This window comes from Desulforamulus ruminis DSM 2154 (genome assembly GCF_000215085.1).
GTDB classification, from domain to species: Bacteria; Bacillota; Desulfotomaculia; order Desulfotomaculales; family Desulfotomaculaceae; genus Desulfotomaculum; species Desulfotomaculum ruminis.
Map to the genome: position 1 here is coordinate 2,645,732 of NC_015589.1, position 21,023 is coordinate 2,666,754.

Genomic DNA, 21,023 nt, shown 5'->3' on the forward strand with positions numbered 1-21,023 from the left:
GAGAAAATCATGACTTCTAAATTTAAACGACTTCCCAAACACATTGGCGTTATACCGGACGGCAACAGAAGATGGGCCCAGGCCCAGGGGTTACTGAAGGAGCAGGGCTATGCCCATGGAATTAACCCCGGTTTTATGCTCTACGAAACCTGTCTGGAACTGGGAATACCGGAGTTAACCTTTTATGGCTTTACCCAGGATAACACCAAACGTCCCTCTGTTCAAAAACAAGCTTTTCAAAAGGCCTGTGTGGATGCGGTTATGACTTTGGCCAACCGTGACGCCTCTTTATTAGTCATTGGCAATACCAATTCCCCACAGTTTCCCGAAGAACTGCTTCCCTTTACCACCCGCAAAGTCTTTGGACAAGGTTTAATTAAAATAAATTTTCTGGTAAACTATGGTTGGAAGTGGGATTTAACCCATGGCTTTAACAGCGGTTCATCCGGCGATATTCACAATTCCATTGCTTCCAGCGATATTTCCCGAATTGATCTGATCATCCGCTGGGGCGGTCGGAGAAGGCTCAGTGGTTTTTTACCGGTGCAATCCATCTATGCGGATTTTTACGTGGTTGACCATTTCTGGCCGGACTTTGAACAAAAGCATTTCTATGAAGCGCTAAAATGGTATGAAGAGCAAGATATTACCCTGGGCGGTTAAGTCAATTATGCAAACTCAATTATTGGCTAAATTTTTATTAAAAATTCATTGAAAATATAGGTCGGCCATGTTACTATAAATTTAATCCCAGCGTAACTGTTAAATAGTGGTTTCCATAATATGTCACCGCTGCGGGAATTATGCTTTTAAATGACGGATTCAAGCTAAAAGCAAATAAAAATCCGCCTTGTCGTCTGAATTTTCCAAAACAGAAGATTTATCACTCTTTTCAAAAACCTGCCCTGTAAAGGAGGAGGTACACCATGATGGCTTCCATGGAACGGAATGCACCGCCCATAGCCCCTCTGGCCAATGGAATTGGTAACTCTACCTTTCTAAAGGCCAAAAAAATTTTTTTTGATTCCCTGCCCTTTCCCTGGGTTCTTTTGGAGAACCGTTCCATTCAGGATAACCATTACGATATTGAAATTTTTGAACCGGATAAATCCTTGGGAGTTGCTATCAGTGTAAGCATTAAAGGTACAACCAATCTGCAAATCAATCATGACTGGATAAAATTATCCTTGCCCGTTGATCAGTTAATTGGTTTTTATGATGAAATGGAAAAACCTTTACTGCTTTCCCTGGTTGATGTGGAAAAAGAACAGGTTTTTTGGCTTTTAACCCAGCATTATGTACATAATATCCTCGATGTGTCATCTCCGGGCTGGCGCAATAAAAAAACCGTCACCCTTAAAATTCCTTTTGACCAGCAACTATCCACCTCAGGTCCTCTGTTATGGACTCATCTTCTGGAAACTTTGGAACTTACTTATTTCAGAAATTTTCATACTCCCTACCGTGAAATCAGCAGCAGAATTCAGAACTACACCAATTCCCCCGGACAGATGGAACTGGCCCTAAAAAGGGAAATGGAGAAGCAATATAAAAAGCAAATTCGACAAAAGTCGGAATGTTCTGTAGAAGGCTGTCATTCCTGTTCGGAAGATGAAATGGACGATACGCTGTCCTTCCATGCGGATAACCTGATTCAGAAAAGCCTGGAACATGCCCAACAACTTAAATTGCTTGACCCGAAGGAAAACCGGACCGCCTTTTATTGTATCCGGGAGGCCCTTGATCATTCCGGACGCCATGCCACCCTGGGGGTTCGCCATACGGCCATAGGCGAAATGTCTTTCTATGACTACCTCTTGTACTTTATGAAGGTTTTTGATACGGGCAGACTTCAGTCCATTGATTGCCTCATCCGCCCGGAAGAACACCTGCGTTATTTTAAAGCCTTGAGAGAACTAACCACAGCCATTTCTTCCGCCCTGGATGACGGCGAAATTTTTGCTACCAGCATGCTGATGATACGGCTGGCGGATACCTACTTATTTGCGATCCCTTATATCAGCAAAACTTTTGGCCAGGAACAGGCTTCTCCACTGCTGGATTATGCCCAGACCCTCCTTGTTCTGGCTCATGAACTGGCCTCCCTGGTGGAGGCGCCGGGACGCATTCTGCAATAAAAAAACACGCCTGGAATTCCAGGCGTGTCCTTAAATGGTTCATTGATTTATTTATGAATGTGCTGTGCGGCAAACTCCTCTTCATCCAGGAACTCCAGGAAGGGTTTGTCAAACATGACCATGGCATTCACTACTAACTCAACTAAACCGCCATAATGAACGTTAAACTTGGCCGTGGCTTGATAGTACTCCAGAATATCCCGAATGGCCCCTTTACAGTTTGAGCAGGGAGCCGCAACATATTTAGGAATGTCTAATTCCATTTCACCCTTAAAGGCTTCCAGGATTTGTTTAAATTTCATGCGGCTGCTTACTTTGTTTCTAAATTCAGGGAAGTTAAAGGACTTCATAATGGCAAAGCCACTACCGCCGCCACAGCAGAAGTTCTTCGCCCCATGGGGATACATTTCCCTGAACTGGGGAGCCACTGCTTTAATAATGTCACGCTGGGGCTGCATAATCCCCATCATGCGGACCACGTTGCAGGGATCGTGCATGGTGACCGGGAAATTATTGCGCATGGGGTCCAGCTTGTAAACTCCCTTTTTAATAATGTCGGCCAGCAAAGGCAGGAAACTTTCCCGGGGAATGTTGTCGTCCCCTACAAAAGCCCGGTCAATACTAACCATTGCGGCTTTATGGGCATGGCCGCACTCGCCCACAACAATTCTTCTTACACCCAGATCCTTAGCGGCTTTCATCTGTGCCAGACCAATCTTCCGGCTCTGGGCGTCATCATAAAACAAGCCGTAGTTCACGTTATCGTAACCGATCATGTCACTGCTCAGGGTCCAGTCCAGGCCGGCTTCCTCAAAAAGGACCACAAAGGCAGCGGGGTTTTCGGGCCAGGCCATATATTCACCGGCATTGTGGGTCAGAAGAATGTCGGCTCCCTTTTTATCCACAGGAATCTTATATTTTTTACCGGTTCTTTCGTAAAGATCGTCTTCCAGGAACTCAATCATGTCCAGGAAGGCCTCTTTGGTAATACCGGTACTGGAGCCGGTTTTTAACTGCAGCATGGAGCCTTTTTCATGCAAGGGTTTGGGCGCAATACCCATTTCCATACTAAACAGCTTTCTGATCTCTCTAGTTAACAAGCCATTGTCCAGGCCCAAGGGACAGGTTTGGGCGCAACGGCGGCACAGATTGCAGCGATAGGCCAGTTCACCGAGGCGCATGATGGTTTCGATATTAATATCAATGTCCCCACCGCTAAACTTGGACCAGAAGCCATCTCCTTTGAAGTGTTTCTTGGCAATCTTGCGAAGCACTTCCGAGCGGAAGATGGGTCTGTAAATTTCCTGTTCCCCGCTGGCTTTAAATACGTGACAAGCTTCGGAACAGGTGTTGCACTTAGCGCAATACTCAAAAGACAGCAGGAAGGGCTGCAGATAGTTTCTGTTGGTTTCATCGGAGAATAGTTTTTCCAAACCACTCAAAAACTTCTTGACCATTTCCTCTTCTTCTTCTTTGGTCTTAGGCCGGACTAAGGTTTCATTGCCCACAAAACCGTCCAGGGTGGTGCAATAGTCCTCTTTCCAGGATTCTTTTGGAGCCTTAAAATCCGGCTCCATGCCGGGTTTATCATAGGGTGCCGGCAGCGGCATTAGTTGTTCAATCTTACCCAACTGCTCAGAAGGCTTGCCTATATCTTGGGGTCTCAGATTACTCATAAATTATTCCTACCTCCTATCTCACAAATTTTACTTCTTTTCCGGTGAAGGGGGTGCCGGGCTAATATGAGGTGCAGACCAGGAGGCTTTTGGTTTGTAGCTCAAGGCCTTTTTAATGGTGTTTTCCATTTCCGAGTTTCTCAGGTTCGGTTCGTTATCCCATAAGATTTTATGGAAGGCAAAATATTTGCCTACATAGTGGCTCATTTTGGTTTGGGGAATGTAAATCATCACCGCGCCCAACAGCAAAATGTGAATGGTCAGCGCAAAATCCGCTTGAACCGGTGAGAAAGTCAGCAAGCTTTTGATAATTTCCCGGCCATAGTTAAAACCAGGATCTCCGGACCAGACAACCATACCGGATGCAACCACGGCAAACAGGAAAAATAAATTAAAATATTCTTGGGGAGTTGTATATTTGACAAAAGTATTGTTTAAGGATCTTTTAAAGAACAGGCAGATGGAACCAAAGGCCAGTAGGATTGCTCCGGCTCCGCCGGAAATAAGCGTTGCGTAATAAACAAAGCCAGCCCAGGGGTTGCTGCTGATTCCGTCCGCAGTGGTGATAGGAACACCGGACAACTCAGTGGCAGCTCCTGCAACTAATAAAATCGCCCATAAACCTAATAAATAAATGCCCAGATGCAGCGCGTAAGAAAACCACCATTGACGTCTCTGGTTAATAAACAGGTTTTTAATGAAAAGCATCTCTTTAAGCATATCAATAATTTCGCCGGCATGAGAGACTTTCCGGGGTTTATTCCACCATTCCAGGTCTTCATAATAAGAACCGCCGTAATGCCCCTTTTCCCCGGGTTCTTTGGGAACAGGGTACAGTTCCCAACGGCCGTGCATGGGCATTTTGGCATACTGCCGTGCTTTATAGAGCGATAACCCTATAAAAGCGAGGATTGAAACATAGATAAATACCGTCAGCAACAAGCAACATACCTCCTTAAATTTCTTTGTTTTGGTATTAAAGCCAAGGAATTGCCGCTTAGAGGTTCGCTTGCCATGCTTTAAACTCCATGCTTTATCTATTCTATCATTAAGGATAAGAGTTTAAGAAAGAGTCGTAGCAGGAAGCCCGCAGCCTGTCAAGCATGTCCATTATCGTTATTGCCCGACCAGTCCTTCACTCCTTCCCTTCATTAAAATAATAGCAGCAATTCTTATAATTCCATAATTACTCAAGGGTAATTATAGACAACAACGGTAGACGAATCAATATTAAATGGCCGGGTTAAATGACATATTATGTTACCCAAAGGAGAAAAGCATTTTTATAATTGGTTGTATTATTTTATTAGTAAAAATTTTTACCATTCGTCATTTTAACAATTTACTCATTTAAAAGCTAGTCAATTAACCGGTATATTAAAATATGTTTATGATGGCTTAAAGCTAATTCATAACATTAGATTGTCAGAAAAAGCAAAATTCATTTTTTAAAAATTAAAAAAATTTAGCCCTGGTGTCTTGCTATCCCATATGTTACAAATTTATCAATCTATATAATGATTTCTAAAAATCTATATATTTCCAAATCATTTTTGTATGAATCCTAAAGGAAGTTATAATATTTTCTTTTGATTTTAAACTATAAATAATTTATTTATAAAAATATTATTGTTTCTATACGATTGAATGGTTTTTAAACACATTTTACACCATTTTTATTTAAATCTCAAATTGCATTTTGTGCTTACGGAAACCCCGTCGCCCAACGGTATAAGAACGGTTTCTAAAAGCGGATGCTCCGTCACTGCTTTTAGATAGCTCCTTAAGCGGGCCACAGCGGTTTTATTTCTTCTCTTATCAATATCTCCGGAAATAACCATTCCCCTCATGAACACATCTTCAGCCACCAGCACCCCTCCTGGTTCCAGGAGATCGACACATTTATCCAGAAATTCCACATATTTTCCCTTGGCTGCATCCAAAAAGATAAAATCATAAGGACCGGTGAGCTGGTATAGAAGTTCCCTGGCATCACCAAAAATCAATTCAATTTGCTCATGGACTCCGGCTTTTTTAAAATTTTTTTTTGCTGCCTCCGCCCGGGGTCCGTTGATTTCCATGGTTGTAATTCGCCCGCCCCGTGGCAAAACCGCTTTGGACAACCACAGGGTTGAATAACCAATGGCGGTACCAACCTCCAAGACCCGAACACTGCCCTTGGTCATAGCCAACCAGTAGAGTAAATGCCCTACCTCCGGTTCAACAATGGGCACCATCTTTTCCCGGGCTTCCTGCTCCATATTTAAAAATAATTCTTCCCTTTCCGGTAAAATGGTTCGGATATAATCACGAACCTTATCCTGGACCACAAATCCCACCAGCACCTGCCGCCTTACCCTATTAGTTCTTATCCTCATTATATACCAATTTATGACTTTAAAAAACATTCCCTGCCGGTTATTCCCGCTTTTGTTTTAAATACCTTTCTTTTGTCAGCAATCTGTCAGACAAAAACCGGTTATATCCTTTAAAATCTGTAAATATTAAAGTCACTTTCTACTGGCGGGTGAGTTTTATTTATGAATCTAATGTATTTAAAAATATTTAAGACCCTGGCTGAAACGGAAAATATGGCCAAAGCCATAAAATTGCTGGAGTTATCTCAACCCACCATAAACCATAATATTTATCTGCTGGAACAGCATTATGGCGCTAAATTATTTGACCGTTCCAGTAAAAAATTAAAATTAACCCGCTTTGGGGAAGTCTTGATGGGTTACGTCACTGAAATATTAACCTTACTGGAGCGCTCGGAACAACACATTGCCACTCTGGTGGGTGAAATACACGGAGATTTATTTTTAGGAGCCAGCCATACCATTGCGGAAAATGTACTGCCTAAAATGATGGCCATGTTTAATCACGATTACCCGGGAGTAAACATCCACCTGGAGGTAACCAACACCCGGCATATTGTGGATCACATTTTAGATGAGAAGCTGGAACTGGGATTAATTGAGGGGCCTGTAAAAAATGAAAATGTAATCGGGAAGTCCTTTATGAAAGACGAATTGGTGGTTGTGCTTCCCTACAGTCATCCTCTGTCCATTAAAAAGAATTTAACCCTGAAGGAATTGTCCTCTCTGCCCTTTGTATTAAGAGAACCGGGTTCCGGAACCAGGGTTGTGATGGAAGATAGCTTGAAATCAGCCGGGTTAGATCCTTCGGAACTGAATACGGTCATGGAAATGGGAAATACCCAGGCGGTCATTGGCGCGGTGGAAGCCGGACTGGGCGCCAGTATTTTATCGGCCCTGGCTGTGAGCAAAGAGATTCAGCTAAAAACGGTAAAAGTCTGCAAAATAGCCAATGTAACCATTGTGCGGAATTTTTCATTGATCTTCAAGAAAGATCGCAACCTCTCCCCTCCGTGTGAAACCTTTCTTTCCTTTATTCATGCCCAGGAGACGGAATAAACTATTGAATAATCCGCAGAAAAGGGCCAATCACGTTATGCCGTTCCTAGGATGGCCAATAAGAAAATTAATCTACCCAAAAGGACTGCCTCTAACTCTTGGGTAGATTTTTTATTTTTCCTTATGATTAAGGCCTGTCAATTAAAACAAGGTGATCCGGAAGGGGTTGTCTTTCACATTTTATTGCTGCCTTTATAAGCATAAAATACGATTGAAAAAAATGTTCAAAAAATTTCAATTAGTGAAGGAATTACTAATATTCCGAAGAATAACTAATTGATGATTGTATTCTTTTTCTCAAACAACACATTTATCCTAATCACCGGGCTTACTAAAGTGACTTCATGGCAAAGGTGCGGAAGGAACTTACATGCTTGGGCCAGCCATGTGTTTTCCGCACAGCCTGGCCTATTTTTGTTTCTTCTTTAATACATATAAATAAAAAAGATTTTAAATTTTGCCTTATTTTTATTTTTTCCATAAAAAACACAAAGGAGGAAAGTTCATGGAAAACCGCACGACAACGCCAAAACCCGTAACCCGGCGTGGTTTCCTCAAGATGCTTGGGGGAGTCGGATTAGCCGGTGTGGCCGCAACCATTACCGGCTGCAGTACGGATCAAGCCGGAGGCAAAGGATGGCTGCCCCAGCAGTATCAGGTAGCCAGTTCCTGGCCCGTACAAGTGAAGGGCCGCATTCCTATTGATCCCAACAATCCTTCCATCACCCGGGATGATCAAAAATGCATCCTCTGCGGCCAATGCATTGAGGCCTGTGAAAGGATCCAAACGGTTTATGGCTATTATGAGACTCCCATTAAAGACGACATCACCTGTGTAAACTGCGGCCAGTGCACACTGTGGTGCCCCACTGCGGCCATCACTGAAGTGGACGATATTGATAAGGTGGTCAAAGCCCTGGAGGACGAAAATGTACACGTAGTGGTACAAACCGCCCCGGCCACCCGGGTTGCCCTGGGTGAGGAGTTTGGTATGCCGGCAGGCAGCATTGTAGAGGGCAAACAGGTTGCCGCCCTTAAAAAACTAGGCTTTGATGGGGTTTTTGATACTAATTTTTCTGCAGATCTGACCATTATGGAAGAAGGCACCGAGCTGGTCAAACGGGTAACCGGCGAGTTAGATCATCCTCTGCCCCAGTTTACCTCCTGCAGCCCCGGCTGGGTTAAATTCTGTGAATATTTTTACCCGGACCTGCTGGGACACATGTCTTCAGCCAAGTCTCCCCAGCAAATGCTGGGCGCGGTGGTTAAGACGTATTATGCCGAGCAAAAGGGGCTTGACCCGGAAAAGATTGTTTCTGTTTCCATCATGCCGTGTACGGCCAAGAAGTATGAATGTCAGCGCCCGGAAATGAACGATGCCGGCCATAAAATCGGCAAGCCCCAGATCAGGGACGTTGATATTGTATTAACCACCCGCGAATTGGCCCGGTTAATTAAGTCCAAAGGCATCGACCTGACCAAGCTGGAAGACGCTCAATATGATTCCATCCTGGGCGAAGGCACCGGAGCCGCGGTTATCTTCGGCACCACCGGCGGCGTCATGGAAGCGGCCGTCCGCTCCGCCTACTTCCTGATTACCAAGCAAAATCCTCCGGACGCGTTATTGAACCTGACTCCCGTTCGAGGCTTGAATGGCGTTAAAGAGGCTTCCCTGGAAATTCCCGGCGTGGGTCAGGTCAATGTAGCCATTTGTTCCGGCCTTAGCAATGCCCGTAAAATTCTGGATCAACTGCGGGTCGATTTGAAACAGGGCAATCCACCCCGTTATCATTTTATTGAGTTTATGAGCTGTCCTGGCGGCTGCATCGGCGGCGGCGGTCAACCCCGAACATCATTGCCTCCCTCTGACCAGGTACGCCAAGCCCGTCTAAACAGCCTGTACACCATGGACGCCAAAATGTACAAAAAGCGCCTGAGCCATGAAAATAGCGAGGTTCTGCAGTTGTATAAGAATTACCTGGAGCAGCCTATGAGCCATTTGGCCGAAGAACTGCTGCACACCGAGTATACCGATCGCGGCGATACCCTAACCGTTAAAAAGCAAGTTTAATTTCGGAGGTGAAATAAATGGCAAAAGGTGTATTGGTTGATCTTACCAAGTGTGTGGGCTGCGGCAGTTGTACAGTAGCCTGCAAACTCTGGAACGATTTAGAATACGATGACAAAAACCCTACCCTTGGCGATAAAGCCAAGTTATCGGACAAAAACTGGACGGTGGTTCATTTTAATCAAGTGGCTTCTCAGGAGGGTAAACCCGTCTGGCGTTTTGTAAAACAGCAGTGCCTGCACTGTCAGGAACCTGCCTGCGCCTCAGCTTGTTTTGCCAAGGCCTTGCAAAAAACTCCCGAGGGCCCGGTGGTCTATTATCCTCATTTGTGCGTTGGCTGCCGTTACTGCATGATTGCCTGTCCCTTTAACATTCCCAAATATGAATGGGAGAAAACCTTCCCCCTGGTCTCTAAATGCCAGATGTGCTCTACCAAGGTGGCCAAGGGTGAAGCCCCTGCCTGCGTTTCCGTCTGCCCTGCCGGCGTGTTTACCTTTGGTGAGCGGGATGAAATGCTTAAAGCCGCAAAGTCTGCTATTATTCAAGATAATAGATATATAAAAGAAGTCTATGGGGAAAACCAGGCTGGAGGCACTTCTTGGCTGTATATCTCTGATGTTCCCTTCGCCACACTGGGCTTTAACGTAAATCTGGGCACTATCCCTCTGCCTACCTATTCTCATAACTTCTTGAAGTACACACCCATTGTAGCCGTCAGTTGGGGTGTCATTTTAACCGGACTTTATCATTACACCAAACGACGTAATGAAATAGCCAAAGACTCAAATAAAAACGTTAAACTATAATTGGATCTTCTCTTTGATACCTATTAAAAAACCTATAGGGGGGAACGCAATGGCCAATCAAGGTTGGAGTTTTAAACTAACTCCCATAAGAAAATTATTGATTCTTTTGGCCGCACTGGCAGTGGCTATCTCCATTTTCCGTCTGGCCACCGGCCTGGGCCTGGTTACTAATTTAAATGACGAGTGGCCCTGGGGTTTGTGGATCGGCTTTGACGTCCTGACCGGCGTTGCTTTGGCCGGCGGCGGCTATTTTACCGCAATTATTGTTCATGTATTACACCGGGACCATTTCCATGCCATCGCTCGCAGCGCCATGCTGACTTCACTGCTGGGCTACCTGCTGGTCATGGCCGGTCTGTTCCTGGATATCGGCCAGTGGTTCAATTTCTGGCGTCCCTTTGTATCCTGGGGACACACTTCGGTACTTTTTGAAGTTTTCTGGTGCGTATCCTGCTATACCACCATCCAAGTGCTGGAGTTTGGAGAAATCTTCACCGAGCGGGTCGGCATCAAATGGAATAATCTCTTTAGAAAAGCCATGCCGGTACTGCTCATTGTGGGAATTATCTTCCCCACCCTGCACCAGTCTTCCCTGGGGGGTCTCTATCTCATTGCTGTCGACAAATTGTACCCCCTCTGGTGGTCTACGCTGATTCCTTATTTCTTCCTGATTTCGTCCTTCTTTGTGGGTCCGGCCATGATTGCTGTGGAAACAACCCTGGCGGGCAATGCCTATAAGCATAAGGTACCCATTGATGTTATCCGGGGACTGGCCAGAATTGGCGGGTATTTCATGATCCTCTATTTAATTCTGAAGATCTTCGATTTATCCAACCGCAATGTATGGAATCTGGTCTTTGCCGGAAACCTGGAAGGCAACCTGTTCCTGCTTGAACTGGTGGCAGGGGTTATCATCCCCATCATCATTGTTTTCAGCAGTATGAGCGCCTCCCGTTCCGGCCTCTTCATCTATGGTTTACTGGTCAGCGGCGGCTTGATCTTAAACCGTATGAATGTTGTGTTCACCGGCATGTCCGGCGCCTCCGGCGGCTCCTACTTCCCCTCTGTGTGGGAATGGTTTGTAAGCATCGGCCTGGTCTCCATCGGTGTCTTGGCTTACTGCTTCATTGTGGAAAACTTTAAGATTCTTGACCACGACGATCAGCACAAAACCGCTTAATCTTTAAGAAATACAAGGAGGGTTGCTGCAAAAAAACCGGATGGTTGGATTGCGCGCCCTTCATTTCCCAAAAATAAAAAATAGAACGCGGATTTTGCGGATTTCCACGGATTCTCGCGGATTTTATAAATTTTTAATAAAATCCGCGGAAATCCGTATTATCCGTTCAATCCGTGTTCTATTGCTTATTCGTCCGTTTTTCGCCGCCCGGTTATCTGCTGTCTTCCGTTGCGATGCAAAGCCCTTTTGTCCTCTCTCCGAAAGTCTTATTTACTCCTTACCCGTAATAAGCACTACTTTCATTCGATCCATTAAACTTCCACCGGGCATGGCTGGGGAATCGTCGCTCTCCTTTTGTCGGGCACAGGGTCCGTAGCCAAATTCGGCGGCAATATCTGTCAAGATCACTTTTAAAGCCTTCATCCGCCGGCGGTAAAACTCCTCATGGTCAACTTCCTGTTCGCTAATACTCAGCTTTTGACGCAACAGATCCGGCCCGTAAAGCAGGGGCATGAGCATCTGGGCAATGTTTCTGTTCATCCACCTGGGACTGTCCAGTTGTTTGGTGGCGTAGTCAATGACTTCCAGATATAAGTCCGACAATTCATAAAATTTCTGGCACTGGGCATCTTCAAACCATTTTTTAACGGTCCAGGGTTGATCACAGTTATGCCCCAGACAGAAGTCCATTTTTTCAATCATAAAAATTTTGTCCCTTTTGGTGCCTTTCTCCTCAAAGCGAACAGCCCGTCCGATGGGATAGGTTCTACAGTTTCGGGACCGCACAGGATAAATTTCACAGCGCCCGCCCGGCAGCATAAAGATGCAGGGGCCATCTTCAGCATGTTTTAAGCGCACATAGGGCCATTTTAATCCCTGACCAAAATCATATTTACAGTATTCCGCAACAAACTCACGACCTGAAATGCCTAAATGCCTGGCCATGATTTCCACATCCCAGGGGTCCAGTAGGATGGTTATGGTGTTACAGCACCGTCCCATGCACTGGTCCTTGCACGCAAAGGTAAACTCATGATCTAAGGAGATTCCCGGCAAAGAACCGTCATCCAGTTTTTGCATCAACTGCTGTTTATAATTGTGAAGCGTCATTCGTATCTCCCCTTGCTTTATAAGCATATTTATCCTGTTCTTCGACACTCCCTGCCCAAACCCCTTGTGAATATTTTATTTATCTCCCCTTGTTTTTCTACCAATCAAAACAAATCAACAGCAAATTATCAGTATTGTTTTTATAATTTTTCTATTAGAACATAGCTAACTCTTATTAATAAATTTTTAAATTATGGTATATTACAAGCAAAAATGTGATTTATTTCACATAAGGAGGCTGCTGCTATGCTAACCCGTCGGCTGATTCCCCTATGGACACTGATGGGCTTACCCGCCCTTTGCCTGATCCTGATAGCCACCGCTGCTTTTTCCATCTTGATTTGCAGTTGCTGGATTTTGTGCTGTAGCTTTAAAAGGTGCGCAGGTCTAATTGGCTCTTCCTTCCGCTCTTCCGGGTCCGGGTACACTCCCGGGTTTAACCGTATAACCAAGACATAAGCGGTCTGCTGAATAAGAATCCCTGGAAAGATAAAATAATAGTCCAAGTAAGAAGTTTATTTTATTTTGTACTTTTATGTACTTTTTAGAAGGTTATAAAAAATGAACCTCGAATCTTAACTTGTCACCAATTTTTGAAAGGATGGAGTCTATGGACGAAAACAAAGAATTTGAACTGAACTTATCCGATGAAACCCAGCAAATGCTTGAACAGTATGCGGAAAAACAAGGTTCTACCCCCGAGGATGTGGCGGAGTACATTATTTATGAATTTCTGCGCAACCAATTGCACGTTATTGAAAAACGCTCCGAGGAAACCGGGGTCCCGGTCAGTGAACTGGTGAACATACAGTTCTCTAAAATATTAACCTTTCTTATGCACAAGGACCACTAAGACAAAAAGCCTTAATCAAGGCTTTTTTCTTCGTTAAGACTTCTGCTGAAGATTTTGGATTTTTCCTCATTAAAAAGATCCTCGATTTCTGCAAACCCCAAACTCTTTAAAAGAGCTAATACATATTTGTTATCCGCAGGGGTAAGGCTGCTGGCTTCTTCCCCGTATTGATCAACCCATCTCCTCCCTTCTTCAGCATCAATTAATACATGGGGACCCCCGATACAACCTCCCACACAGCCCATTCCTTCATAAAAATTGGCTGTAATTTTGCCCTCCAGGGCCTCCTGGAGCATTTGCCGGCAGGCTTTCACCCCATGGGCTTGCACAGCCTTTATTTGAATTGGTTTATCCGGTCTGATTCGTTTAAGCGTGTCCGCCACCGCTTTGCTGACTCCCCCGGTTCTGGCGTAAATTCTTCCCCCGGTAGAAGAATGTTCCTTTTCATCTTCGGGCATCTCCGCCGGCTGAATCCCCGTGGCTTCAAAGATTTGCTTTAACTCTTTAAAGGTAATCACCACATCCACAGCGTCCTTGACATCCGGCTCCTTAGCCTCCGCCTTTTTGGCTATGCAGGGTCCGATAAAGACCACTTTGGCCTCGGAATGCAATTTTTTCACTCCCCGGCCGCAGGCGATCATAGGGGAAACAGACGGAGTAATATGGAAAGCCATTTTCCGGTAAACCCTTTTTATCATGGACACCCACATGGGACAACACATGCTGGTGATAACGAAATCCCCTTCTTTGTGCACATGGCTGTCAAACTCCAAAGCTTCTCTGAAAGTTAATATATCCGCAAAAAGGGCAACCTCCACCATGCCGTAAAAACCCAGCTTCTTTAGGGCGGCCCGCATCTTGCCCGGCGTTACGTCCGGACCAAACTGTCCGATAAAAGCAGGGGCGATAATGCCAAAAACCGGTACCTTGCGATCTTTCAAGACCTCCACCAAAGGAATAAACTCCTTTTTATCCACCAGGCAGCCATATTTACACTCATCCACACACTGCCCGCAGTCGGTGCAGGTGTTGCCGTTGATGACCACACGGCCCTGTTCGTCCCTTTCAATGGCTTCCAGCAGGCAGGAGACCTGACAGCCGTCCTCTTCGCACCCACAGTCAAAACCACAGTCCTTTACTTTAAAAACAACCCTTTCCGGATCTCCTTTGCCGGTGGCATAATGAATATACTGATTTAGCTGTTCATCCTGCTCTTGCTGCAGCCGATCAATTTCCTCGGACAGGTTCCCGTCATAAGCGGATTTTACCAGCTTGCTGAATATCTGATCGTAAGTTAAGTTGGTCACGACAGCCTCCTGGAACAAGACTCTTTTTCCTATTATTCCGCAAATTAATCAGAGTATGTTTCTCTCATCGGGCCATGGCTTTCTTTAAAGATGATTTCCGTCAAAAGGAAAGGTGGCGCTTACGCCACCTTTGTTACTTTCTGTTCTTTTTTTTCCGTTGAGACTCCCTGGAGCCAGATCGGCCCTTTTCACTTTCCTTTTTATTCTCCGAGCCTTTGACCTCTACGGCTTTGGAAGATATTCCTTTGGCGGCTTGGATTTGCATTTGCCCGCTTTTAAACAGCAAGACCATTAAACCGATCAGGGGGGTTAGGGGATGTAGAACTGCCAGCATACTCATGAACCAGGTGGTTTGTTTGTTGATTCCCACGGAATAACCGAACCACAGGTATAAAACAACAAAGGTCAACCGCTGGGCCAGTATCACGTATTGCTGGATGGATTCACTCACCTTCATATCAACCATTTGCAGATTGACAAATTTATATAATAAGGTCAGGAAAATAAAGGCAAGGACAAAGATTAACCGTTTATTTTTTATTTTTTGGGCGGCTTCATTCAAAAAATATCACTCCAACTCTCAAATTTCAGGGATCTTAATGAAAACTGATAATTAAGAAATATTTCTAGGCTAAGCCTGGAACTCCTGCCTGGAACTGGAACAATTCTACCAGGCAGCGGCACTGGTGCCTGCAACATACCCGGAAGACCAGGCCCATTGCAGATTGTAGCCGCCGCAATCCCCGTCGATATCAATAATTTCCCCGGCAAAAAACAAACCCGGCACCAGCTTGGATTCCATGGTCTGGGGATGGATTTCCCCGGTTTCTATCCCGCCGGCGGTTGCCTGGGCCGCAGTCCAGGTATTGGTGGCGGTTACCTGAAAGCGCCAATCCTGAAGAATGACCGCAATTTTCTCTTTTTCCTCCGGAGCCAGGTCGGCGGCCTTCTTGTTGACATCCTGCAGTCCGGCCTGTTTCAGCAAAGCCGGTATAAGCTTTTTATGTATAAAACCAACCAAACTAAACAGCAGGTTTTTTTGCGGCCCTTCCGCAAAACGCTTGGCCAGATATTGCCTCAGTTCATCCTCCGGGAGATGGTTTACCAGAGAAACCTTTACCCAGACCGGTTCCTGCCCTTTAAGCTGTTGAGCCGCTGTCCGGCTTAATTGGAATATGGCCGGACCCGATATTCCGTAATCGGTAAACAAAATTTCTCCCGCTGACCGGGCCAGGGTTTTATTATTAACGATGATTTCCGCTGCTCCCTCAAACTTAACTCCCATAATCTGCTTTAAAAAAGGCTCTGCTAATTTTAACTGCACCAGGGAAGGGAAGGGGTCAACAATTTTATGACCCAGTTTTTCAGCCAGCAGATAACCGCTTCCGGTGGTTCCCAGGTTGGGCGCCGCCTTTCCGCCGGTGGTTAAAATAACCCGGTCGGCCCTCAGGGGTTCCTTTCCCTTCAACGTAAGCACAAAGCCTTGCTTTTCTTGGCGGATATCCTTCACTTCGGAGTCAACCATAACCTCCACTCCCCGCCAATCCAGTTCGTATCTTAACACATCCAGCACGCTGGAAGCCTGGTTGGAAAAAGGAAATACTTTTCCTCCGTCCTCTATCTTATGGCAAACACCCAGACGCTCGAAAAACTGGATGGTCTGATCCTGATTAAAACGGTTTAAAGCGGAGTAGGCAAACTTGGGATTGCGGCCATGGAAATGGGAAAGATGCATGTGGATATTGGTCAGGTTGCACCTGCCGTTTCCGGTGGCCAAAAGCTTTTTGCCAATCCTCTGGTTTTTTTCCAAAAGGGTTACCCGGGCCCCTTTGGCTGCGGCGGTAATGGCTGACAACATGCCTGCGGCCCCCCCGCCAACGATCACGATTTTAAGCGGTTTATCCTTAGACAACGGCTCCATCCTCCATTGGTTTGTATTGGCTTGACACCGCCTCCGCCACCCGGATTCCGTCTACGGCGGCAGAAATGATTCCCCCAGCGTACCCGGCTCCTTCGCCGGCAGGATAAAGGCCCAAAACACTGGCTTCCCGCCGTTCATTCCTTTCAATGCGCACCGGAGAGGAACTGCGGGTTTCAACGCCGGTTAAGACTGCATCCGGCAGGGCAAACCCTTTCATTTTTTTATCAAATTCAGGAATGGCCTCCCTTAAGACAGATACCACATAGGGCGGCAGGCATTTTTTTAATTCCACCATGGTCACCCCCGGCCGGTAAGAAGGCTGAACTTGTCCTAGACCTGAGCAAGAAGACTGGTCTGCCAGGAAATCCCTTAGCAATTGAGCCGGAGCGTGATAATTTTTCCCTCCCAGTTCAAAGGCCAGGCGCTCCCAACGCCGCTGAAACTCAATACCCGACAGGGGATGGCTGCTGCCAAAATCAGCAGGAGTAACACTGACCAATAGGGCACTGTTGGCGTTTTCTCCATTCCGGGCGTGTATGCTCATGCCGTTGGTCACTACCCCTCCTTTTTCAGAAGCCGCCGCCACCACCGTTCCCCCGGGGCACATGCAGAAGGTATAAGCGGACCTGCCTCCCGGAGAGTGGTAGGCCAGCTTATATTCCGCAGGACCTAGCTTCTCGTGACGGGCGAATTCCCGATACTGGGCTGCATTAATCAACTGCTGGGGATGTTCAATGCGCACACCGATGGAAAAGGCCTTGGGCGTCATGACTACCTTCCGGTTATGGAGCATGGCAAAGGTATCCCTGGCACTGTGGCCAATGGCCAGGATCACTAAGCCCGCCGCAATGCTTTCACTTTCGTTTACCACCAGGCCTTTCACCGCTCCCTGTTCCACCAGCAGGTCGGTCACCTTGGCCTGAAAACGGACTTCCCCGCCCAGCCGAATAATTTCCTGCCTGAGATTTTTCACCACGGTTTTTAAAATATCGGTTCCCACATGAGGTTTATGGGCGTATAAAATTTCTTCCGGAGCGCCGGCCCTCACCAATTCCTCTAGAACTTTGCGGCATCTCAAATCCCGGATCAGGGTGGTCAGTTTGCCATCGGAAAAAGTTCCCGCACCGCCCTCGCCAAACTGGACATTACATTCGCCGTCCAGTCTTCCTTGGGCCCAGAAATCCTCAACTCTTTTCGTTCGCCGATCCACATCCGCCCCACGTTCCAGCAGTAAAGGGCGGTAACCCGTCTGGGCCAAAATTAAGCCGGCAAAAAGGCCTGCCGGTCCGGTACCAATAATCACCGGTCGATTCTCCAGGGGCGACTTGCCGGGTTCCACATATTCATAAGTTAATGATGGAGCGGGCGCAACATCAATATCCCTGGCGTGCCTGGCCAGTATTTTATGGGCATTGCTTACCTCAACATCCACGGTATAAACCAAATAGATGTTTTCCCTTTTTCTGGCGTCGACAGAGCGCTTAAAAATCTGGTGTTTTTTGAGTTCCCCTTCTTTTATCTTTAATTTCGTCAGAAGAACATTTTTTAAATCCCTTTCATCCTGATCCAGGGATAATTTAATTCCGGAGATTCTTAGCATGGATTTTCCTTCCTTTGTATACGGAAATCAATATTTCCATTCTTTAAGACAATTTCTTTTACTTCGCTGCTTTCTGTCCGGTTCCTTCTGTTCTGACAAAATACAATTTACTATCATCAACTGTTTTTTATATATAAACTAATTTTATCTATTTGTTATAAATTTAAATTATAGATAATTACTTTTATTTTTATTAATGTTAATACATTATTTTACCTTGCATTATCTACTAGTTAAGTTGTATTGTAACCATTTATGGAATATAATACTTATTAAAGTTAGTTGATGAATAAGGAGGTGTGAAAAAATGGCGGATCAATTTTGCGAAAAAATCCAGAAGAATATTACCATTGAACCAAAAATGGATTATGAAAGCGGCCAAACCCAGGTGGGTTGGTTATTCTTCACCTGTTATAATTTTTACAGAGATTGCAAAGGCTCCTGTCCCCGGCAGGAATACATGATAAAGGGCAAAAAATAATACGCTGAATCCAACTGCAATATAAAAACAACCAGGTCCTTTTCCAGACCTGGTTGTTTATCCAGTGACATAAGAGCGTTCTTTTTTCTTTTTCAGGTTGGTTCTCCCGGGATCGAACTCTGTTTCGGTCTATCAACTAAGGTCAAGCTTCAATCCATCAAGCTTTCCAATATTTTTTTCTATCTTCTTCCGTTATTTCCCGGATTATCTTGCAGGGATTTCCTGCGGCAATTACACCGGATGGAATATCCTTGGTAATAATACTGCCTGCTCCAATGACTGAGTTATTGCCAATGGTGACTCCGGGCAGTACAGCAACATGAGCTCCAATCCAGACATTATCCCCAACAGTTATAGGATAGGCATACTCCAATCCCTGATTGCGTTGTTCGGTATCCAAGGGATGCCCTGCTGTATAAAACCCGCAATTAGGAGCGATAAATACATTATCTCCAAAGGCAACCTTTGCACCGTCTAAAACGGTGCAATGATGATTTGCATAAAAATTTTCACCAATTTTGATATTATAACCGTAATCGCATAGAAAGGGCTGCTCAATTACAAAATTGTTAGAGGCTTGCCCAAGAATTCGGCGCAGCAAGCGTTCCCGTTCCTCGGTCTTTGCAGGATGCAGTTGATTGTATTCATAACACAAGCTGGCGCACCAGCGGCGTTCCTCCATCAAAGAAACATCATGGTTTGCGTTATATAAAAATCCTTTGGCGGCTTTCTCTTTCTCCGTCATACAATTTTCCTCCAAAATTAAAGATTTTCTGTCTATCAGGAGGGATTAAATTCCCTCCTGAGCTAGAAAGATGTCCTCATTTTTATTACAATTTTATCTAGATTCACCGATTAAAAAGGAGTTAAATGCAATTGGAACAAAATCAGTTAACGGAACCCCTGAACTATGTGGTTTACATATTGCGTTGTGCCGACCAATCTCTTTATACCGGCATTACCAACAATCTGGAGCAAAGACTAAAAATGCATAACCTGGGCAAGGCCAGTAAATTTACCCGGGGAAGACTGCCGGTAGTGCTTGTTTATATGGAAGAGGGGTATACCCGGGGGCAAGCCCTCTCCCGGGAGAAAAAAATTAAAGAACTCCCTCGGGAACAAAAGCTGCGGCTCATTGTGCGGCAGGAGTCCTAGCGGCAACCCATTTACCCTCGGTGCCCTTCCTTTTTCCTTCCTTGCTAGAAATAAAGGGTATTCCCCACATTGTTTAACACAAATCCGTCTCCAAAGACTTCCTGCAATTTAACCTGGGCGTGAAATCCCGTACAGTGGGAAACCGCCACCAACTCCACCTGCATTTCCTGCAAGGCCTGAATGGTCTTCTGCAGGCGTTCTTCATTGGCGGCCACAAGATGGGTGCCGCCAACCACTCCAAAAATACGTTCCTGCCCTGTAATTTCCCGGGCATACCGCAGAATATTAATCAGGCCGGAGTGGCTGCAGCCGACCACCACCACCAATCCCCCGGGTGTATTTATAAATAAGGCCTGGTCATCCAGCAGCGGGTCTGGTTGATACCTGCCTTCCTTCTTTACCGCAAAATGAAGATTTATTTCCTCAAAATCCGTTACTCGGGGAACCTGTCCACAAAGGAGAACATTCTCGGTTAACTGCACCGGACCCGGGCTTAAGTGAATATCCGCTCCCAGCTTTTCCAGTTCATTGCGGGTAAAAGGAATGCCGTTGGCCCGGTAATTTCCTTCGCTAGTGGTGGCGTATTTCTCATTAAAAATATCCGGGTGGCCGTAAAGGGGCTTGGGGCCGCTCAAGGCCAGCACCTTTTGCAGACCGCCGGTGTGGTCATTGTGACCGTGGCTGAGGGCAATGGCATCAATCTCGCCGGGATTGATTTTCAGGGTTTTGAGGTTGGTATCAATGGCCAGACCCTGCCCGCAGTCAAAGAGCAATTTATATCCTCCAGCCTCAATATAAAGAGACAAACCATGTTCCGCCAGCAAATTCCTCTTGGTAACGGAGTTTTCGGCAACCACGGTAATTTTGGTTTTTGTAGACAAAATGATCCTCTCCTTATGGGTTAATCATGTTTTTTTTTGTACAAAGATCGCCCCTATGGACCAATCAGCAATGCTAAAGCAAAATCATTTTTTAAAAATAATTGAGCAATCCTTTTAAAATCAATGCCAATTACCTTCTCTCGACCTTGTAAAAATAAGTTCATATTTTCTTTTGAGGTCAGAAGAATGACAAAATAACGTCAGTGAGATGACGTTATTTAAATATTCTAAATTGTACTATAAATCCAGAAACATTTCCAAGGAGGTTCCGATTATGAGATACTTATCCGTCGTTAACCCTTTGACCATGATGTTTATCTACTTTGTCGTCGCTCCTGCGCTTACAGGCTATAAAAAAATAAAATGCGCCATTCATCCTAACTGTCCCGAGTGCGCCGTGAACTAATCTT

Annotated in this window: 21 protein-coding genes; 11 read left to right on the top strand and 10 right to left on the bottom strand. The window is 45.5% G+C overall.

The window, feature by feature from the left end; translation table 11 throughout:
- The first annotated feature begins 9 nt into the window (after nt 1–9).
- Together DESRU_RS13145 and DESRU_RS13150 are read left to right on the top strand one after the other, a co-directional pair.
- Nucleotides 10–663, top strand: a complete 654-nt coding sequence (locus DESRU_RS13145; protein WP_013842577.1) for an undecaprenyl diphosphate synthase family protein — start codon at nt 10–12, stop codon at nt 661–663.
- A 263-nt stretch (nt 664–926) separates the two neighbouring features.
- Nucleotides 927–2,138 (top strand): DUF4365 domain-containing protein, encoded by a 1,212-nt coding sequence (locus DESRU_RS13150; protein WP_013842578.1) that lies wholly within the window; start codon nt 927–929, stop codon nt 2,136–2,138.
- A 47-nt stretch (nt 2,139–2,185) separates the two neighbouring features.
- Here DESRU_RS13150 and DESRU_RS13155 read toward each other — a convergent pair whose 3' ends face one another.
- From DESRU_RS13155 to DESRU_RS13165, 3 genes are all read right to left on the bottom strand, one after another.
- Nucleotides 2,186–3,814: a (Fe-S)-binding protein gene (locus DESRU_RS13155; RefSeq protein ID WP_013842579.1), complete on the bottom strand. Its 1,629-nt coding sequence runs from the start codon at nt 3,812–3,814 to the stop codon at nt 2,186–2,188.
- A gap of 30 nt (nt 3,815–3,844) precedes the next feature.
- Nucleotides 3,845–4,756 carry a respiratory nitrate reductase subunit gamma gene (locus DESRU_RS13160; RefSeq protein WP_013842580.1) on the bottom strand — a complete coding sequence of 304 codons (912 nt, stop codon included), beginning with the start codon at nt 4,754–4,756 and terminating at the stop codon, nt 3,845–3,847.
- Nucleotides 4,757–5,490: 734 nt separating this feature from the next.
- A complete protein-coding gene (locus DESRU_RS13165; protein ID WP_049786754.1) occupies nt 5,491–6,192 on the bottom strand; it encodes an O-methyltransferase in 702 nt (233 codons plus the stop codon).
- A gap of 162 nt (nt 6,193–6,354) precedes the next feature.
- Here DESRU_RS13165 and DESRU_RS13170 point away from each other — a divergent pair, with 162 nt between their 5' ends.
- The 4 genes from DESRU_RS13170 to nrfD all read left to right on the top strand — a co-directional run bounded on the left by DESRU_RS13170 (nt 6,355) and on the right by nrfD (nt 11,305).
- On the top strand, nt 6,355–7,251 hold the full coding sequence (locus DESRU_RS13170) for a LysR family transcriptional regulator (RefSeq protein ID WP_013842582.1): 897 nt from the start codon (nt 6,355–6,357) through the stop codon (nt 7,249–7,251).
- Nucleotides 7,252–7,756: 505 nt separating this feature from the next.
- Nucleotides 7,757–9,322, top strand: coding sequence for a [FeFe] hydrogenase, group A (locus DESRU_RS13175; protein ID WP_013842583.1), 1,566 nt, complete (start codon nt 7,757–7,759; stop codon nt 9,320–9,322).
- 17 nt (nt 9,323–9,339) lie between these two features.
- On the top strand, nt 9,340–10,125 hold the full coding sequence (locus DESRU_RS13180) for a 4Fe-4S dicluster domain-containing protein (protein ID WP_013842584.1): 786 nt from the start codon (nt 9,340–9,342) through the stop codon (nt 10,123–10,125).
- A 49-nt stretch (nt 10,126–10,174) separates the two neighbouring features.
- Nucleotides 10,175–11,305: an NrfD/PsrC family molybdoenzyme membrane anchor subunit gene (gene nrfD / locus DESRU_RS13185; RefSeq protein ID WP_013842585.1), complete on the top strand. Its 1,131-nt coding sequence runs from the start codon at nt 10,175–10,177 to the stop codon at nt 11,303–11,305.
- Nucleotides 11,306–11,575: 270 nt separating this feature from the next.
- Here the strand turns inward: nrfD and DESRU_RS13190 are convergent, their stop codons facing one another.
- Nucleotides 11,576–12,415 (bottom strand): YkgJ family cysteine cluster protein, encoded by an 840-nt coding sequence (locus tag DESRU_RS13190; RefSeq protein ID WP_013842586.1) that lies wholly within the window; start codon nt 12,413–12,415, stop codon nt 11,576–11,578.
- Between the two features lie 246 nt (nt 12,416–12,661).
- On the opposite strand from DESRU_RS13190, the gene DESRU_RS13195 reads away from it, so the two are divergent.
- The gene (locus DESRU_RS13195; RefSeq protein ID WP_013842587.1) at nt 12,662–12,874 is read left to right on the top strand and encodes a hypothetical protein; all 213 of its coding nucleotides are present in this window, start codon (nt 12,662–12,664) and stop codon (nt 12,872–12,874) included.
- Between the two features lie 151 nt (nt 12,875–13,025).
- Nucleotides 13,026–13,268: a hypothetical protein gene (locus DESRU_RS13200; protein WP_013842588.1), complete on the top strand. Its 243-nt coding sequence runs from the start codon at nt 13,026–13,028 to the stop codon at nt 13,266–13,268.
- Nucleotides 13,269–13,279: 11 nt separating this feature from the next.
- Here the strand turns inward: DESRU_RS13200 and DESRU_RS13205 are convergent, their stop codons facing one another.
- From DESRU_RS13205 to DESRU_RS13220, 4 genes are all read right to left on the bottom strand, one after another.
- Entirely contained in the window at nt 13,280–14,575 is a 1,296-nt protein-coding gene (locus tag DESRU_RS13205; protein WP_013842589.1) for a [Fe-Fe] hydrogenase large subunit C-terminal domain-containing protein, read from the bottom strand.
- 133 nt (nt 14,576–14,708) lie between these two features.
- Complete coding sequence (locus DESRU_RS13210; RefSeq protein ID WP_013842590.1) at nt 14,709–15,137, bottom strand: hypothetical protein; 429 nt, start codon at nt 15,135–15,137, stop codon at nt 14,709–14,711.
- 105 nt (nt 15,138–15,242) lie between these two features.
- A complete protein-coding gene (locus tag DESRU_RS13215; protein WP_013842591.1) occupies nt 15,243–16,487 on the bottom strand; it encodes a BaiN/RdsA family NAD(P)/FAD-dependent oxidoreductase in 1,245 nt (414 codons plus the stop codon).
- Nucleotides 16,480–18,096 (bottom strand): NAD(P)/FAD-dependent oxidoreductase, encoded by a 1,617-nt coding sequence (locus tag DESRU_RS13220; protein ID WP_013842592.1) that lies wholly within the window; start codon nt 18,094–18,096, stop codon nt 16,480–16,482. The genes DESRU_RS13215 and DESRU_RS13220 overlap by 8 nt, the downstream gene beginning before the upstream one ends.
- Before the next feature lie 307 nt (nt 18,097–18,403).
- On the opposite strand from DESRU_RS13220, the gene DESRU_RS20905 reads away from it, so the two are divergent.
- On the top strand, nt 18,404–18,577 hold the full coding sequence (locus DESRU_RS20905) for a hypothetical protein (RefSeq protein ID WP_013842593.1): 174 nt from the start codon (nt 18,404–18,406) through the stop codon (nt 18,575–18,577).
- A gap of 157 nt (nt 18,578–18,734) precedes the next feature.
- On the opposite strand, the gene DESRU_RS13225 is transcribed toward DESRU_RS20905, so the two are convergent.
- Nucleotides 18,735–19,322: a sugar O-acetyltransferase gene (locus tag DESRU_RS13225; RefSeq protein WP_013842594.1), complete on the bottom strand. Its 588-nt coding sequence runs from the start codon at nt 19,320–19,322 to the stop codon at nt 18,735–18,737.
- Nucleotides 19,323–19,447: 125 nt separating this feature from the next.
- Here DESRU_RS13225 and DESRU_RS13230 point away from each other — a divergent pair, with 125 nt between their 5' ends.
- A complete protein-coding gene (locus tag DESRU_RS13230; RefSeq protein WP_041275420.1) occupies nt 19,448–19,732 on the top strand; it encodes a GIY-YIG nuclease family protein in 285 nt (94 codons plus the stop codon).
- A gap of 44 nt (nt 19,733–19,776) precedes the next feature.
- On the opposite strand, the gene DESRU_RS13235 is transcribed toward DESRU_RS13230, so the two are convergent.
- Complete coding sequence (locus DESRU_RS13235) at nt 19,777–20,613, bottom strand: MBL fold metallo-hydrolase (protein WP_013842596.1); 837 nt, start codon at nt 20,611–20,613, stop codon at nt 19,777–19,779.
- Between the two features lie 274 nt (nt 20,614–20,887).
- On the opposite strand from DESRU_RS13235, the gene DESRU_RS21520 reads away from it, so the two are divergent.
- A complete protein-coding gene (locus DESRU_RS21520; protein WP_013842597.1) occupies nt 20,888–21,019 on the top strand; it encodes a hypothetical protein in 132 nt (43 codons plus the stop codon).
- Nucleotides 21,020–21,023 lie beyond the last annotated feature (4 nt).